The organism is Nocardia coffeae (assembly GCF_019890715.1).
Classification (GTDB): domain Bacteria; phylum Actinomycetota; class Actinomycetes; order Mycobacteriales; family Mycobacteriaceae; genus Nocardia; species Nocardia jiangxiensis.
Genome location: NZ_JAINZY010000001.1, coordinates 242,816 through 258,581, shown reverse-complemented (window position 1 = coordinate 258,581; position 15,766 = coordinate 242,816). Strand labels below are relative to the sequence as shown.

The 15,766-nt window shown below is 68.1% G+C and carries 13 protein-coding genes and 1 tRNA gene; 9 read left to right on the top strand and 5 right to left on the bottom strand.

All coding sequences use genetic code 11. The features are described from left to right. Window positions 1–49 precede the first annotated feature (49 nt). Both K7711_RS01195 and K7711_RS01190 read left to right on the top strand, forming a co-directional pair. The gene (locus K7711_RS01195; RefSeq protein WP_222964076.1) at window positions 50–883 is read left to right on the top strand and encodes a TatD family hydrolase; all 834 of its coding nucleotides are present in this window, start codon (window positions 50–52) and stop codon (window positions 881–883) included. A 204-nt stretch (window positions 884–1,087) separates the two neighbouring features. Continuing rightward, window positions 1,088–2,215 carry a resuscitation-promoting factor gene (locus tag K7711_RS01190; protein WP_222964074.1) on the top strand — a complete coding sequence of 376 codons (1,128 nt, stop codon included), beginning with the start codon at window positions 1,088–1,090 and terminating at the stop codon, window positions 2,213–2,215. A 459-nt stretch (window positions 2,216–2,674) separates the two neighbouring features. On the opposite strand, the gene K7711_RS01185 is transcribed toward K7711_RS01190, so the two are convergent. Further along, entirely contained in the window at window positions 2,675–3,442 is a 768-nt protein-coding gene (locus tag K7711_RS01185) for an SDR family NAD(P)-dependent oxidoreductase (protein WP_222964072.1), read from the bottom strand. A 186-nt stretch (window positions 3,443–3,628) separates the two neighbouring features. Here K7711_RS01185 and K7711_RS01180 point away from each other — a divergent pair, with 186 nt between their 5' ends. Further along, a complete protein-coding gene (locus K7711_RS01180; RefSeq protein WP_222964070.1) occupies window positions 3,629–4,786 on the top strand; it encodes an alpha/beta fold hydrolase in 1,158 nt (385 codons plus the stop codon). Window positions 4,787–5,040: 254 nt separating this feature from the next. Then, window positions 5,041–5,922 carry a 16S rRNA (adenine(1518)-N(6)/adenine(1519)-N(6))-dimethyltransferase RsmA gene (rsmA, locus tag K7711_RS01175; protein WP_222964068.1) on the top strand — a complete coding sequence of 294 codons (882 nt, stop codon included), beginning with the start codon at window positions 5,041–5,043 and terminating at the stop codon, window positions 5,920–5,922. Between the two features lie 112 nt (window positions 5,923–6,034). Here rsmA and K7711_RS01170 read toward each other — a convergent pair whose 3' ends face one another. Next, window positions 6,035–8,302 (bottom strand): heavy metal translocating P-type ATPase, encoded by a 2,268-nt coding sequence (locus K7711_RS01170; RefSeq protein ID WP_222964066.1) that lies wholly within the window; start codon window positions 8,300–8,302, stop codon window positions 6,035–6,037. A 58-nt stretch (window positions 8,303–8,360) separates the two neighbouring features. Continuing rightward, complete coding sequence (locus K7711_RS01165) at window positions 8,361–8,567, bottom strand: heavy-metal-associated domain-containing protein (protein WP_222964064.1); 207 nt, start codon at window positions 8,565–8,567, stop codon at window positions 8,361–8,363. A 168-nt stretch (window positions 8,568–8,735) separates the two neighbouring features. Here K7711_RS01165 and K7711_RS01160 point away from each other — a divergent pair, with 168 nt between their 5' ends. From K7711_RS01160 to K7711_RS01150, 3 genes are all read left to right on the top strand, one after another. Beyond that, complete coding sequence (locus K7711_RS01160) at window positions 8,736–9,656, top strand: 4-(cytidine 5'-diphospho)-2-C-methyl-D-erythritol kinase (protein WP_222964062.1); 921 nt, start codon at window positions 8,736–8,738, stop codon at window positions 9,654–9,656. A gap of 82 nt (window positions 9,657–9,738) precedes the next feature. Further along, a tRNA-Met gene (locus tag K7711_RS01155) sits at window positions 9,739–9,812 on the top strand. Window positions 9,813–10,061: 249 nt separating this feature from the next. After that, complete coding sequence (locus tag K7711_RS01150) at window positions 10,062–11,882, top strand: ABC-F family ATP-binding cassette domain-containing protein (RefSeq protein WP_222964060.1); 1,821 nt, start codon at window positions 10,062–10,064, stop codon at window positions 11,880–11,882. A gap of 28 nt (window positions 11,883–11,910) precedes the next feature. On the opposite strand, the gene K7711_RS01145 is transcribed toward K7711_RS01150, so the two are convergent. Both K7711_RS01145 and K7711_RS01140 read right to left on the bottom strand, forming a co-directional pair. Then, window positions 11,911–12,651 carry an Abi-alpha family protein gene (locus K7711_RS01145; RefSeq protein WP_235746504.1) on the bottom strand — a complete coding sequence of 247 codons (741 nt, stop codon included), beginning with the start codon at window positions 12,649–12,651 and terminating at the stop codon, window positions 11,911–11,913. Then, window positions 12,642–13,964 carry a DUF445 domain-containing protein gene (locus K7711_RS01140; RefSeq protein ID WP_222964058.1) on the bottom strand — a complete coding sequence of 441 codons (1,323 nt, stop codon included), beginning with the start codon at window positions 13,962–13,964 and terminating at the stop codon, window positions 12,642–12,644. The genes K7711_RS01145 and K7711_RS01140 overlap by 10 nt, the downstream gene beginning before the upstream one ends. A gap of 325 nt (window positions 13,965–14,289) precedes the next feature. Here K7711_RS01140 and K7711_RS48825 point away from each other — a divergent pair, with 325 nt between their 5' ends. Together K7711_RS48825 and K7711_RS01130 are read left to right on the top strand one after the other, a co-directional pair. Further along, window positions 14,290–15,144 carry an Abi-alpha family protein gene (locus tag K7711_RS48825; RefSeq protein WP_308014386.1) on the top strand — a complete coding sequence of 285 codons (855 nt, stop codon included), beginning with the start codon at window positions 14,290–14,292 and terminating at the stop codon, window positions 15,142–15,144. 85 nt (window positions 15,145–15,229) lie between these two features. Beyond that, window positions 15,230–15,766: a nuclear transport factor 2 family protein gene (locus K7711_RS01130; protein WP_222964056.1), complete on the top strand. Its 537-nt coding sequence runs from the start codon at window positions 15,230–15,232 to the stop codon at window positions 15,764–15,766.

Here is a 15,766-nt window from a genome sequence, read left to right as displayed (position 1 = left end):
ACTCTAATGCGCGTGCCTTCGACCCTTCGCGTGAATATCCCCCGTACTCGTGCCTAGCGCCCGGCCCGCACCCGAACCGCCCGAGCCGCTGTCCCCGCTGGTGGACGCGCACACCCACCTCGATGCCTGCGGTGCGACCGATGCGGAATCGGTTGCCGCCGTGGTGGATCGGGCCGCGGCAGTCGGTGTCGGGCGGGTCGTCACGATCGCCGACGACCTCGATGCCGCCCGGTTCGCGGTGCGTGCCGCGCACTGGGATTCGCGGGTGTACGCCGCGGTCGCACTGCATCCCACCCGCGCGAACGCCCTGGACGATGCGGCCATGCGCGAACTCGAGCAGCTGGCCGCCGATCCTCGCGTCGTCGCGGTCGGGGAGACCGGTCTGGACTACTACTGGCCCGGCAAACTCGATGGCTGCGCCGGGGTCGAGGAGCAGGTCGAGGGTTTCCGCTGGCATATCGACCTGGCCAAACGGCTCGGCAAACCGCTGATGATCCACAATCGCGAGGCCGATCACGACCTGCTGGCGGTGCTGCTGGACGAGGGCGCACCCGAAACGGTGATCTTCCACTGCTTCTCCTCGGACGCGAACATGGCGTTGGCCTGCGTGGAGGAGGGGTATGTGCTGTCCTTCTCCGGCACGGTCAGCTTCAAGAACGCGCACGACCTGCGCGAGGCCGCCAAGCTCGTGCCCGATGAGCAGATCCTGGTCGAGACCGATGCCCCGTTCCTGACGCCACATCCGTTCCGCGGCGCTCCGAACGAGCCCTACTGCCTGCCCTACACAGTGCGTTCCCTGGCGCAGACGCGTGACCAGGATCCGTTCGAACTCGCCAGGCAGACCACCGCCAACGCCGAACGCGTCTACCGCATCGGATCCTGACCGGTACAGCATGCGCAGTGGGATGTGTCACACCGACACGCCTCGAGATGCGCGATTGTGTCCGGTGTCACTACTATTACGGCACCTGTTACACCCCTGCGTTGTCGATATTGCTTCGTGATCTGGAAACTGCCTGCTCTACCACGTGTGGTCGTCGGGCCCTGACCTGCCCGTTATCGTATTGTGACCATGCCGGAGTTTGGGATGTCCGCTTTAGCGCGGGTCAACTCGTCACGCTCGCCGATGCTGTACACGGCGGTCGCGGCGCTGCTGATCACGTTGATCCTGGGTGCGGCGCTGGCCATCATCGACCGCAAGACGATCACCCTCGTCGTCGACGGGCAGACGACCACGTTCACGACCATGGCGGGCAGTGTGCGCGGCGTGCTGAAATCCGCGGGCTACCGGATCGACGGCCACGATGCGGTGACCCCGAGCGCCGGTTCCGAGGTCGCGAACGGGGGCACCATCACCTTCGATCGTGGCCGTCAGGTCGCCGTGGTGGTCGACGGCAGCCCCCAGACGGCCTGGACCACCGGTAACACCGTGTCCGATGCGTTGTCCCAGTTGAAGATCCCGAACGACGTATTCGTCTCGCCGTCCCGCCCGACCTCGCTCCCACTGACCGGCGGGACGCTCTCGATCACCAGTCCGCACACGGTGCTGCTGGCCGACAACGGCCGCAAGGCGAAGTACGTCCGGCTCGCCGCGCCGACGGTCGGCCAGTTGCTGAAGGTTCAGGGTTCGCCGCTGATCGATGAGGACTCGGTGCAACCGGTCGCGAGCACCCCGCTGACCGACGGGATGCAGGTCACCGTCACTCGCAAGCGCACCGTGAACCGCGTCGAACGGGTACCGCTGCCGCCGACGGAGAAGGACGTCGACGATCCGACCATGAACATGGATCGCACCACGGTGGAGAATCCCGGCAAGCCCGGCGTGCAGGACGTCACGTACGCGGTGTCCATCGTGAACGGCATCGTCACGGGCAAGAATCAGGTCTCCAGCTCGGTCGTCGTGCCGTCCCAGCCCAAGACCATCCGCAAGGGCGCCAAACCCGGCACCGAGGTCCCGCCGGTCCGCGACGGCCACATCTGGGACGCGCTGGCCAAATGCGAATCCGGCGGTAACTGGGGGATCAACACCGGCAACGGCTATTTCGGCGGCGTCCAGTTCGACCAGAACACCTGGGCACGCCAGGGCGGCCTGAAATACGCCCCCCGCCCCGACCTGGCGACCCGCAACGAGCAGATCGCCATCGCCGAGAAGACCCGCGCCCGCCAGGGCTGGGGCGCCTGGCCCACCTGCACCAGCAGATTGGGAATCGGTTAGCTGTATCTTTGGCCTCCGCTTCGCTCCGGCGGTTCGCGGCCCCCGAAGTCTCACCGATGAGCCCCGTGTCGGGCACTCGTCCTCGCACCCGCCACGCGTCTCATCGGCGAGACGGGCCGCGAACTGTGTTGGATTGCCTCCGCTTCGCTGCGGCGTGTTCGCGGCCCCCTGAGTCTCACCGGTCGGCCCCGTGTCGGGCACTCGTTCCTCGCACCCGCCACGCGTCCGACCGGCAAGACGGGCCGCGAACTGTGTTGGATTGCCTCCGCTTCGCTCCGGCGGGTTCACGGCCCCTTGAGTCTCGCCGGTCGGCCCCGTGTCGGGTACTCGTTCCTCGCACCCGCCACACGTCTCATCGGCGAGACGGGCCGCGAACAGGTGTTGGCGTTGTCCGGGGTTGGTAGAACCAGGTATTGGAGGTTGTCGTGAAAGAGCGTGTCGTGCTGGGTGGTTGGCTCCTTACATGAGAGCTCCGCCGTCGACGCGGATTTCGCTGCCGGTGATGTAGCGGCCCTCTTCGGAGGCGACCATCGCGACGACGCCCGCGATGTCCTTCGGATCGCCGAGGGCGCCGTTGTTGAGCCAGCCGGTGAGGCGGGCCATCAGGTTCCAGTCGGCGTCGGCGGGCAGTTGCAGGCCCGAGGTGATGCCGGTGTTGATGCCGCCCGGGACGATGTTCACCGCGCGCAGACCGTGTTTGACGTATTCCAGGGCCAGCGAGTGGGTCAGCGCGTTGACGCCGCCCTTGGAGGCGGAATAGGCGGCCATGTACGGATTCGAGCCGAAGGCGGCGGTGGAGGAGAAGTTCACGATCACCGGATGATCGGACTCGATCAGGCGCGGCAGCATCGCCTGGCACATCAGGAAGGTGCCGGTGAGATTCACGCCGATGACCTGATTCCAGTCCTCGAACGGCATTTCGTGGGTGTGCGCGCTGCGCATGATGCCCGCGGCGTTCACCAGAACGTCGAGTCCGCCGAGGGTGTCCAGCGCCGATGTGCAACCGGCGCGGACGGATTCGGGATCGGCGACGTCGATGCGGACGGTGTGCAGTCGATCGCGATCGGCGGCCGCGGCCCCCTCCGCGGTTTCCTTCAGACTGGTCTCGGCGATATCGGCGGCCACCAGCGTGGCGCCCTCGGCGAGCAGTCGCAGCGCGACGCCCCGCCCGATACCCGAACCCGCGCCCGTGACGAGAATCCGACGTCCCTCATGCCTGCGCTGCATTGTGTGCCAACCTCTCGACGGTGCGGGTGGGCCGCACCGGCTGCGATGCGGTCAGTCAGAAAATTAGAACGTGTATCAGTCTGAGTCAATGCGCCGGAACGACACGCCGCGACTTTCACAATGGGTTCACAAGAAGGATCGATACGATCGCCCGGACGTTGTCCGATGAGACGGTGAGGGGTTCGGATGCGGTGGCGGGGCTGGGGACCGATGGTGATGGCGGCCGCGATCGCGGTGAGCGCCGTGTGGACGACGGCCGCACCCGCGGATGCCGCCGTGCCGGGGAACGCGATCGGCGTTCTGCCACAGGCCGACAGCTGGCGCGGCATTGCGGGCGGTTCGGTCCTCGACTACTGGATGACCGGATCGGACGGCACGCCGCAGCGGGCCAGTGGCGCACTGTTCGTGCCGCCGGGCCGGGCACCGGCCGGCGGCTGGCTGATCATGGCCTACGACCACGGCACCTCGGGTCTGGGCGCGGGCTGCGGCGGGCAGACCACCGCGACGGGCACGCTCGGTCAGCAGGAGGACAACCGGATCGTGAAGTACTTCCTGGCCAAGGGATTCGCGGTCGTCGCACCGGATTACCTGGGCCTGGGACGATTCCGCACCGGCCCGCATCCGTATCTGGAGCTGAACACCGAGGCGACCGCCACGATCGATCTGGTGCGCGCGGCCCGCGCGACCCATCCGGCGCTGTCCCGGACCTGGGCCGTGATCGGCGGATCGCAGGGCGGGCAGGCGGCGCTGGGTACCGCGCATCTGCAGCACACCTACGCGCCCGATCTGGATTTCCGCGGCACCATCACCGTCGATCCGGAATCCGATATCGAGGCGCTGCTGCCCGTGACCGGTCCGTGGGTGCCGAACGTCCGCGGCGTGAGCGACACCGGCACGACCACGTTCATCGCTATGATCCTGGCCGGGCTGCGGGCGACGCATCCGGAGGTCGCCGTCGACAGCTATCTGAGCCCTCGCGGCCGTGACCTGGTCGACGGGATCGGGGACCTGTGCCTGGGCGCCATCATGCGCCGTGTCGACGGCGCGTCGATCGGCGACCTGCTCGACCGTCAACTGACCACCGACGCCTTCCGCACCGCACTCACCTCCTACATGGCCGTCCCCACCAGCGGATACGACGCCCCGATCCTGCTGCTGACCAACATCACCGACACCACGGTCCCCGGTCCGCTGCACGCCACCCTGGCCGCCCAGTTCGCCGCCGGGGGCGTGGACTTCCGCACCGTTGTCGGCCGCGGCAGCCACTGCCAGCTGAATCCCGAGATGTGGTCGGCGGTCAGCGATTTCGCCGCACGCATAGCGTCCACACCCACCCGGCCGTAGCCGATTCGAGGAGGCGGGCGGTCGGCGGGTTTCGATCGTCACGGTCAATGGATCGGGAGCGGGCTCCGTACCGCGGTCGGCTGTAGACCGATCCGCTTCCTGAGGGCATCTGGCCGTGAGTCGTTCGCGCGGCGGTTCCGCTGAACGTGGGGTGAGCGGGCAGCTCGTGTGCGGTGGTGTCTCCGGGGAGCGGTATGCGTGGTGGGTGGGCCGGGTGCGGAGTGTGTGACCGCCGGGTTGGTAGGTTGACGGGCGTGTCCGAATCAGAGGTCGTCGCCCGTGGTCAGGCCGGGTTGCTCGGTCCAGCCGAGGTGCGGGTGCTGGCGGAGCGGTTCGGGGTGCGGCCGACCAAACAGCTCGGGCAGAACTTCGTGCACGATGCGAATACCGTGCGGCGGATCGTGGCGGCCGCGGGAGTCGGACGCGAGGACGTGGTGCTCGAGGTCGGGCCGGGGCTGGGTTCACTGACGCTGGCGCTGCTGGACGTGGTGGACCGGGTGGTCGCGGTGGAGATCGATCCGGTTCTGGCGCAACATCTTCCGGAGACCGTGGCCGATCGCGCGCCGGAACTGGCCGATCGGCTCTCGGTGGTGCGCGCGGATGCGTTGCGAGTGCGCGCGCAGGACCTGCCCGCACAGCCGACCGCACTGGTCGCGAATCTGCCGTACAACGTCGCGGTGCCCGTGCTGCTGCATCTGCTGGCCGAATTGCCCAGCATCACAACGGCTCTGGTGATGGTGCAGGCCGAGGTAGCCGATCGCCTCGCCGCCGAACCGGGCTCCCGGATCTACGGCGTGCCGAGTGTGAAGGCCGGATTCTTCGGCGCCGTCCGCCGGGCGGGATCGGTGGGGCGGCAGGTGTTCTGGCCGGTTCCGCAGGTCGAGTCCGGACTGGTCCGGATCGATCGTTTCGCGCAACCGCCCTGGTCCCTCGACGCGGCGCACCGCACCCGCGTCTTCGAAGTGGTCGACGCCGCATTCGCTCAGCGCCGCAAGACATTACGCGCCGCACTCGGCGGTTGGGCAGGCTCACCCGCGGAGGCCGAACGCCGCCTCGTCGCCGCAGGCATCGCCCCCACGGCCCGCGGCGAAACCCTCGACACCGCGGCCTTCGTGCGCCTCGTGGAACTGAGCTGAACACTCGGCAATCGAACGACGAGTGACCGCAGCCGTGTGGCTACGGTCAGCCTGTCGGGGCACTCGGGAAATTCGAAATGCGGTGCTCGGCAGTGAGTTTCGGGGCTCCGTCTCAGCGCGGCCGAGGCGAAACGGACACCGTGCGCAAGCGCAGGCTGTTGCTGACCACGAAGACGCTGGACAACGCCATGGCCGCGCCCGCGAGCATCGGGTTGAGCAGACCTGCGGCGGCCAGGGGGATGGCGGCGACGTTGTAGCCGAAGGCCCAGAACAGGTTTCCCTTGATGGTGCGCAGGGTGATGCGGGACAGGCGGATGGCGGTGCCGACGGTGCGCAGATCGCCGCGCACCAGGGTGATGTCGCCCGCCTCGATCGCGACGTCGGTGCCGGTGCCCATGGCCAGGCCCAGATCGGCCTGGGCGAGGGCGGCCGCGTCGTTGACGCCGTCGCCGACCATGGCCACCACCTTGCCGCTGTCCTGCAGCCGCTTGACCACATCGAGTTTGTCGCTGGGCAGGACCTCGGCGATGACCTCGTCGATGCCGACCTGATCCGCGACCGTGCGTGCGGCGGCGGCGTTGTCGCCGGTCAGCAGGACCGGGGTCAGGCCCAGCGCGCGCATATCGGCGACCGCGTCGGCACTGGTCGGTTTGATCGCGTCGGCGATCACCAGCACGCCGCGGGCCACGCCGTCCCAGGCGACCACGATCGCGGTCCGCCCGGCCGATTCGGCTGCGGACTTGGCCTCGGTCAACGCCTCGGGCAGGGTGATCGACCAGTCGTCCAGCAGTTCGGTGCGCCCGATCACCACCGCTCGTTCACCGACCAGACCCTGCACGCCCTTACCGCCGTGACCGACGAACTGCTGCACCGGATCCGGCCGCAGCCCACGGTCGGCGGCGCCGGCCACGACCGCACGCGCCACGGGATGTTCGGAGCCGTGTTCCACCGACGCGGCCACTCTGAGCACCTCGTCGGGGTCGGCGCCCTCGGCCGGGATCACCTCGGCGAGCGTCATCGTGCCGGTGGTGACGGTCCCGGTCTTGTCCAGCACGACGGTGTCGATCCGCCGCGTGGACTCCAGCACCTGCGGCCCCTTGATCAGAATGCCCAGCTGGGCGCCTCGGCCGGTGCCGACCAGAAGTGCGGTGGGCGTGGCCAGTCCGAGTGCGCAGGGGCAGGCGATGATCAGCACCGCGACCGCGGCCCCGAACGCCACGGCCGCCGGCGCCCCGGTGACCAGCCAGACGATCAGCGTGGCCGCGGCGATCACCAGCACGATCGGCACGAAGATCCCGGCGACGCGATCGGCGAGCCGCTGCACGGGGGCCTTACCGGTCTGCGCCTGCTCGACCAGTGCGGCCATCTGCGCCAGCTGGGTGTCCGCGCCGACACGGGTCGCCCGCACGGTCAGCATGCCGCCCGCGTTCACCGTCGCGCCGACCACCGGATCGCCGGGCGCGACCTCCACCGGCACCGACTCGCCGGTGAGCATGCTCATATCGATGGCCGAATTGCCTTCCACCACAACGCCGTCCGTGGCGACCTTCTCTCCTGGACGGACGAGGAACAGCTCGCCGGAACGCAATTCACTTACCGGAATGCGGATTTCGGTGCCGGATCCGCCCGCCGCGGTCCCGCGCAGGACGGACACCTCCTTCGCGCCCATCTCCAGCAGCGCCCGCAGCGCGGATCCGGCGCGTTCCTTGGCGCGGGTCTCGAAATACCTTCCGGCCAAGAGGAATACGATGACCCCGGCGGCCACCTCGAAGTAGATGTTGGACGCCGCGTCGCCGCGCTCGACCGCCAGGCTGAAACCGTGTCGCATGCCGGGCATTCCGGCCATGCCGAAGAACAGCGCGTAGACCGACCAGCCGAAGGCGGCCAGGGTGCCCAGCGAGATCAGCGTGTCCATGGTGGCCGCGCCGTGCCGGGCGTTCGTCCAGGCGGCGCGGTGGAAGCCCGCGCCGCCCCAGAACACCACCGGCACGGCCAGCGCCAGCGAGAGCCACTGCCAGTTGCGGAACTGCCACGCCGGAACCATCGCCAGCGCGATGATCGGCACCGCCAGCGCGAGCGTGATCAGCAGCCGGTTCCGCAGTTCGGCGGCAGGGGAGAGCGTTGGATCCTCGTGTGGCACAGCGGTATCGACCGGCGCGTACACCTGGGCGGTGTACCCGGTGTCGACCACCCGCTCGATGAGCTGCTCCGGGCTGACCGAATCCGGGAAGTTGACCATGGCCTTCTCGGTGGCGTAGTTCACCGAGGCGGTGACGCCCTCGAGTCGGTTGAGCTTCTTCTCGATCCGGGCCGCGCAGGACGCACACGTCATCCCGCCGATCTCCAGTTCGATCGACCGCTCGGACACCGGTGCGCTCATCGCCGCGCCTCGTTCATGGTCGCGCTCTCCTTCGTGATGGTTCTCACGGTGGTTCGCCTCAGCTCGCGAGCTGGTATCCGGCCTCGTCGACGGCGGCGGCCACGGCAGCCTGGTCGACCGGGTCCGCCGACTCCACCTGGACCTGCCCGCTGGCCAGGTCCACCTCGACGCCGGTGACGCCGTCGATCCGGCCGATCTCCTTCTGCACCGACGCCACGCAGTGTCCGCAGGTCATTCCGGTGACGGTGTAGGTGCTGCTCGCCATGATCTCGACTCCTTCGAGTTATACGGTGAGGGGGTATCCCCGGACGTTCCCGAAGGTACCCCCTACGGGTATTGCGTGCAAGTGGTTCGAGCCGCCTGACCGGCGCGGCGGCGCGTTGGCGACCGCTGTGACCGCACATGTCGGCCCCGCCCATTACGCTTGGGGCTCGTGCTTTCAGTTGTACCCAGCCCTGTCGTCGTGCGGGCGCCGTCGAAGGTGAACCTGCACCTGGGGGTGGGTGACCTGCGTGCCGATGGGTATCACGAGCTCACCACCGTCTTCCAGGCGTTGTCGCTGAGTGACGATATCGAGATCACTCCGGCTGCTTCGCTGTCGGTGCGGGTGAGCGGTGAGGGCGCCGATCAGGTGCCCACCGATCGGATGAATCTGGTGTGGCAGGCCGCGGTGCGGCTGGCCCATCGCGCCGGGCGCGCGCCGCTGGTGGAGATCGCGATCCGCAAGGGGATTCCGGTCGCGGGCGGTATGGCGGGCGGCAGCGCCGACGCCGCCGCCGCATTGGTCGGGTTGAACGAACTCTGGGATGTCGGCCTCACCCGGGACGAATTGGCGACGCTGGCCGCCGAATTGGGCAGCGACGTCCCGTTCGCGCTGTACGGCGGGACGGCGCTGGGCCGCGGACGCGGGGAGAAGTTGCTTCCGGTGTTGTCGCGCAGCACTTTTCACTGGGTGCTGGCGCTGTCTCGTGACGGCCTGTCCACGCCGACGGTATTCCGCGAACTGGACCGACTACGGGAGCAGGGCGATCCGCCCCGCCTCGCCGAACCGCAGGAGTTGTTGCAGGCCTTGGCATCCGGCGATCCGGCTCAGCTGGCCCCGCTGCTCGGCAACGACCTGCAGGCGCCCGCGCTGTCGCTGAAACCCGATCTGCGCCGCACCCTGCGCGCGGGCACGGGTGCGGGAGCCCTGGCCGGTCTTGTCTCCGGTTCCGGCCCCACCTGCGCGTTCCTGTGCGAGAGCGAGGAGGCGGCCATCGAGGTGGCCGCCGAACTCTCCGGCGCCGGCGTCTGCCGCAGCGTGCGCACCGCCAGCGGCCCGGTGCCGGGCGCCCGCATCGTCGGCGAGCACTGACCCGCGCGAATGCGCCGCAAAGGTGCTGGTCCGGGCGCGATTCGGTAATCGGAGGGGGCGTCGTGTACTGTTGGAAACACGACGCGGGATGGAGCAGCTCGGTAGCTCGCTGGGCTCATAACCCAGAGGTCGCAGGTTCAAATCCTGTTCCCGCTACTAGCGACAGTGGCTCGGAAGCATTGCTTCCGAGCCACTGTCGTATCTCCGGCCGTTGTGGACTCGCGTGCTGCTCCACCGCGGTCCCGCGCTCCGCCCGGGGGGAGATCCGGGACGTGAGCGGCGGCGTGAGATCATGAGGAGCTTGCCGAGCGCCCCGGGGACGGGCTGCCGACGCGGCAGGCGATCCGGAGTCGATGACACGCCACTCACACTGTTTGGCCTGAATACGGAGAGGCGGACGAGCCCATGGTGAACCTGGTCAACCTGGAACAGGTCGGCAAGAGTTTCGGGATCACGCCGCTGCTGGATCAGGTCTCTCTCGGTGTGCAGGAGGGTGAGCGGATCGGGGTCGTGGGCCTGAACGGCGGCGGCAAGACGACGCTGCTCGAGGTGATGACCGGCATCGAACAGCCCGACAGCGGGCGGGTGAGCCGGATGAACGGGCTGCGGATGGCGGTGGTCACCCAGCGCGGCGTGCTGCCCGAGGACGCCACCGTCGGCGACGTGGTGCTGGCCGGGCTCGCGGACGACACGGTAGGCAGCGATCCCGTTGTGGCGGAACACGAATGGGCCGCCGATCCGCGGATTCGCAACGTCATCGAGGGAATCGGCATCGCCGGGCTCGGCATGGACGCGGCGGTCACCAATCTGTCCGGCGGCGAGCGTCGTCGGGTGGCGCTGGCCGCGGCCCTGGTGCGCGACCTGGATCTGCTGGTGCTGGACGAGCCCACCAACCACCTCGACGTCGAGGGCGTGCAGTGGCTGGCCGAACATCTGCTGGCCCGGCGCAGCGCTCTGGTGGTGGTCACCCACGATCGGTGGTTCCTGGACACCGTCGCCACTCGCACGTGGGAAGTGGTGGGCGGCAAGGTGGAAAGCTACGAGGGCGGCTACAACGACTGGATCTTCGCCCGCGCCGAACGCGCCCGGCAGGCCGACGCCACCGAGGCCCGCCGCCGCAATCTGGCCCGCAAGGAACTGGCCTGGTTGCGCCGCGGCCCGCAGGCGCGGACCTCCAAGCCGCGCTATCGCGTCGAGGCCGCCGAGGCGCTGATCGCCGACGTGCCCGCGCCGCGCGACACCGTCCAGCTGGCCGCCTTCGCGCGAAAGCGGTTGGGGCGCGTGGTGATCGAGCTCGAGGACGCGACGTTGAGCACGCCCGACGGCCGCGAACTGGTGCACGATCTGACCTGGCGGCTGTCTCCCGGTGAGCGGGTCGGTCTGGTCGGGGTGAACGGTTCGGGCAAGACCACGCTGCTGCGCGCGCTGGCCGGTGACACCGAGCCGGTGCCCGGCCGCCGGATCCAGGGGCAGACCATCCGAATCGGCTGGCTGCGTCAGGAACTCGACGATCTGCCGACGAATATGCGTGTGCTGGAAGCGGTATCCGATGTCGCGGAGCGAATCACGCTGGGCGACCGGGAGGTCAGCGCGGGACAGCTGGCCGAGCGGCTCGGCTTCACCCCGGCCAAACAGCGCACCCCGGTCGGCGATCTGTCCGGTGGTGAGCGGCGTCGGCTGCAGCTGACCCGCATCCTGATGGGCGAGCCGAACGTCCTGCTGCTCGACGAGCCCACCAACGACCTGGACATCGACACCCTGCAGCAGCTCGAGGACCTGCTCGACGGCTGGGCGGGCACACTGGTGGTGATCAGCCACGACCGCTACCTGATCGAGCGCATCTGCGATTCGACCTGGGCGTTGTTCGGCGACGGCAAACTCACCAACCTGCCCGGCGGCATCGAGGAATACCTCCGCCGCCGCGCCGCGCTCGCCGCCCCCGCCCGGCCCGCCTCCGCGTCCGGCGCCGCCCCCGGCGGATCGTCGAATTCCGCTGCCCCCGCGACGGATTCGGCCGCCTACCGGGCCGCCCGCAAGGAATTCGGCCGCCTGGAACGGGCTCTGGAAAAACTCACCGAACGCGAACAGCGCCTGCACGGCGCCCTGGCCGAGGCCGCCACCGATCCGGACAAGCTGGTCACCCTCGGCGTGGAGCTGAAACAGGTTCAGGCGGACAAGGAATCGACCGAGGAACGCTGGCTCGCACTCGCCGACGAGGTCGGCTGAGCCGTTGCCGCGGCCGAGGACGTGAGTCCTACAGCGCCTTGTCGACGGGCGGCACCGGCAGGCAACAGCAGACGAAGTCGCCGCCGAATCCGGTCAGCACGATGCTGCAGTACCGGATCTTGGCGCGCGGGCGGCTGCGCGACAACACCGACCTGGTCTGCGGCTGGGCTTCGAGCAACTGGTACCGAGCCGGATTGTCGAGCGGTTCGGTGGTGAAGTCGATCAGGCCCAGCCGGCTCAGATTGGTCAGATAGTGGGCGGTCCGGTCGGGGGAGTGCAGCGCGGCCTCCTCGCCGATCAGGTTGAGTCCCATCTCGATTCGCTGCGTTCCCGGGGTCAGCGCACGGCCGGTGCGTACATCCAGGGTGGGCTGCGGGCCATCGAGGTAGAGGAATCGCAGGATGCGCGCCTCGTCGGGCGTCAGCTCGGACAGGATCCGCGCGTACGCCGGATGATCACCCTCGCCGGTCTGCACCCGCGCGGAATGCCGGAGTAGTTCCGCACCGCGCTCGCGCAGATTCGAGACCGGTTCCGGATCCGAATCCGCTTGCGGTGCAGGGATGCCCAGCGCCTGGCGCACCGATTCGCGCATCTGCTCACCGGCCTCGGTGAGCAGTTCGCGCGGCGGCCGCCCCGCCATACTGCCGCGCACGACGGTCCCGGTGATGTCCCGGGCGGTGTCCACGCTCCACGAAGTCGCTTCCGCCGCAGCCGATGCCGCCACCTGCACCAGCCCGGCCGCAGCGCGCACGGGGTCGCTCAAAGCCATGTTCTCGCCACTTCCGTTCCGAAGATCAGAAGATGAGCGTAACCGGCGATGAGCCCCAACACGCCGCCATGGACGAACAAGAGCCACTCGTCCTGTTTGATGGCCGCACGCAGCATATCCACGAAACTCGGTGGGGACAGGGCCGCCATCTGCTTGGCGATATACCGGCTGACCTGCGTACTCTGCTGTGCGTTGAAGGCCGGATCGGCGAAGGCGGCCGGTGCCAGGCTCTTGGCCTTGTCCGCGAAACTGTCCTGCAGCGTCGTGTAGTCGCGCCGGCCCATCATGAACTTCACCGGCCCGCGCGCCGGGCCCAGGGCCTTGTCGGTGGCCGGGCGCAGGGTGTCCTCCAGGACCTGCATGGTGCGGTCCGCGCGCGGCCCGTTCAGCAGTTCGTCGCCGACGTTGGCGACCGTGATGATCTGGGTGGCAACCAATTCCGCATAACCCTCGGTGATCTCGGACTGCCGTTTGATCAGCAGGCCCTGCCGCCACGGGCACCACCACTTCGGGTACGCGGGGGCGAAGATCATGTTCAGGCCGATCCAGTTCACCACCCAGCCGATCACCACCCCGCCGACCGGCAGCACGACCAGGGCGGACCAGTTCGTCAGATGCAGGATGGCCACCAGCACCGCACCCATCGGCGCGCCGAAGTAGAAGCCGAAATTCTGCATGAATCGCAGCTCCTTGGCCCCCAGCACCTGGAAGACCGTATTGAGCAGCTGCGGACGAGACTGGAAATACCGGATCACCATCTGCTTGACGTCGAGCAGCTGCTCGATATTGTTGCCCAGCTCGACGGTCAGTTCCCGGAGCACCTCGGGCAACTGCTCGCGCACCCGCTCGTGCACCATCTCCCGGACCGGGTTGGGCAGGTTGTACCAGAGCTGCGGATGTTCGCGGATCGCGATTTCCTCGACGATGTCGCGGATCTGCTCCTGCGCGAGGGTGGTCAGATGTTCGGCCAGCGCGTCGGGTTCGAGCTCGCGATAGAAATCGCTGACGCTGCCCAGTTTGGACAGCCCCTTGTCCACGGCGATCGAAGCCATCTTGTCCGCACGCGAGGGGACGATGCCCTGCCAGCCCATTCGCCCGTCGTAGCGCAGCAGCGGCAGAACCTGAATCCGCTTGGGCAGGAAGTGGAACAGTGATTTGAGGCCGGGCACCGAAATGCCGTGGAAGTAGATCGGCTTGAACAGCATCAGGATGCCGGTCCAGTTGGTGATGTAACCGATGATGCCGGTGAACAAGGGGATGGTGATCAGTTCCAGCAGAATGGATGGGTGGATATGAAAATAGCTGCCTAGCACGACACCCTCCTGCAGAACCGTACCGGTGACCACCGCCTCACCGGTACTCGAAGGTACCCGTCGGCAGGGTGGACCTTACTGCGGAATTGCGGAGATGGTCGAATTTGCGGCCGGATGTGGTCCGTGGCGTCCGAAGTGGGAGACTTTCGGGTAGCCGGTCGTCGTGGTTGCCCGGTACTCTTCGCACGGCCCGCCGGGCCGAGGCGCCCGATGATCGGGTGGCGGCGATAATCTGTGAGCGTTTTCGTTCACCTGGCGAGTTTCGGAGAAGGACGTGGCAGACGACAGGAGCGGACGCGACGTCGTCCGCCCGGGACCTCGTTCCGTGGAACGCACCTCGGACGTGGAGCAGCGGCAGATCAGCAACGAGGCCAGGCTCATCCGCGGCGTGTTCCGCGCGGCCGGGCTCGCCGCCGGGTCGGCGGTGCGCGGCGGACAGTGGGCGATGGGCACCACCTACGAGGTGACCCGGCAGATCACCCAGGCGGCCCTGGACGGCGAATCCTCCACCGAGATCGCCGAGCGCGCCGGGCAGGCACTGCAATCGGTCGCTCGCAGTGTGCTGGGCGTCACCGAGGGGTCGGTGCGCGAGATCGTCAGCTACGTGCCGACCGCCAACGGGCATACGCCGCAGGCCATTACCACCGGCGGTTACGTCCGGTCCACGACGATGGACGATCTGCGTCGTCGCGGTGACGCGCTGCTGGCCCGTTCGGCCGATGTGTACTTCACCGAGGAAGTGCATCCGGCCTACGACCGGATCCTCGATCAGCTCGCCCCCGACGAGGCCCGCATCCTGCGATTCATGGCGCAGAACGGCCCGCAGCCCTCGGTCGACGTCCGCACCAACCGCCCCCTGGGCATCGGTTCGGAACTCGTGTCCGGTGATCTGACCTCGGTGCCCGAGCAGGCCGGGGTGCGCTACCCGGACCGCTCACGCCATTACCTGATCAACCTCAACCGGCTCGGCCTGCTGATGAACTCCGACGATCCGGTCCTGTTGAGCCGCTACATGGTGCTCGAGGTCCAGCCGATCGTCGAAACGGCCCTCAAGGCCGCCGGACGCGTTCCCAAGATCGTGCGAAAGAGCCTGCGCCTCACCGAATTCGGCGAGGACTTCTGCCGCATCTGCTTCACCCTTCCGGGCGAGGCCGCACCCACCCAGCGCACCGACGGGTAGTGCGCCGAACCAGGCCGCGTATAGCGATTCGGTACAGATCTCCCAAATCACGGAGAAGTCGGTGTCCGGATGGGATTGTTGAGGTATGGACTCCGATGCCGTCTCCGCAATCAGTCGGCTGAAGTTCCGCTACCTGCGGGCACTCGATACCAAGGCCTGGGACGATTTCGCCGACACCATGGTCCCGGACGCGACCGCGACCTACAGCGAGTACCTGCAGTTCGAATCGCGTGACGCGTTCCTGGCGTTCATGCGTAATACGCTCGGCCCGCACGTGATCACCGAACACCACTGCGATCATCCGGAGATCGACGTCGACGGTGACGAGGCCACCGGCACCTGGTATCTGGCCGATACGGTGCTCATCCCCGGCCACAACATGCTGCTGCGCGGCGCGGCCTTCTATTCGGACCGCTACGTCCGCTGCGAGGACGGCAACTGGCGCATTGCCCACACCGGCTACGAACGCACCTACGAGGTGGTGCTGTCCCTGTCGGATCTACCGAGCCTGCGCCTCACCTCGAGCCGCTGGGGCCTGATCGCCGCCGAACCGGAGACCGGCGAGGTCGCGGGCAGCGACGGTCGATCCTCCAGCACCTCGGAAGAAGAAACGATGGGCTAG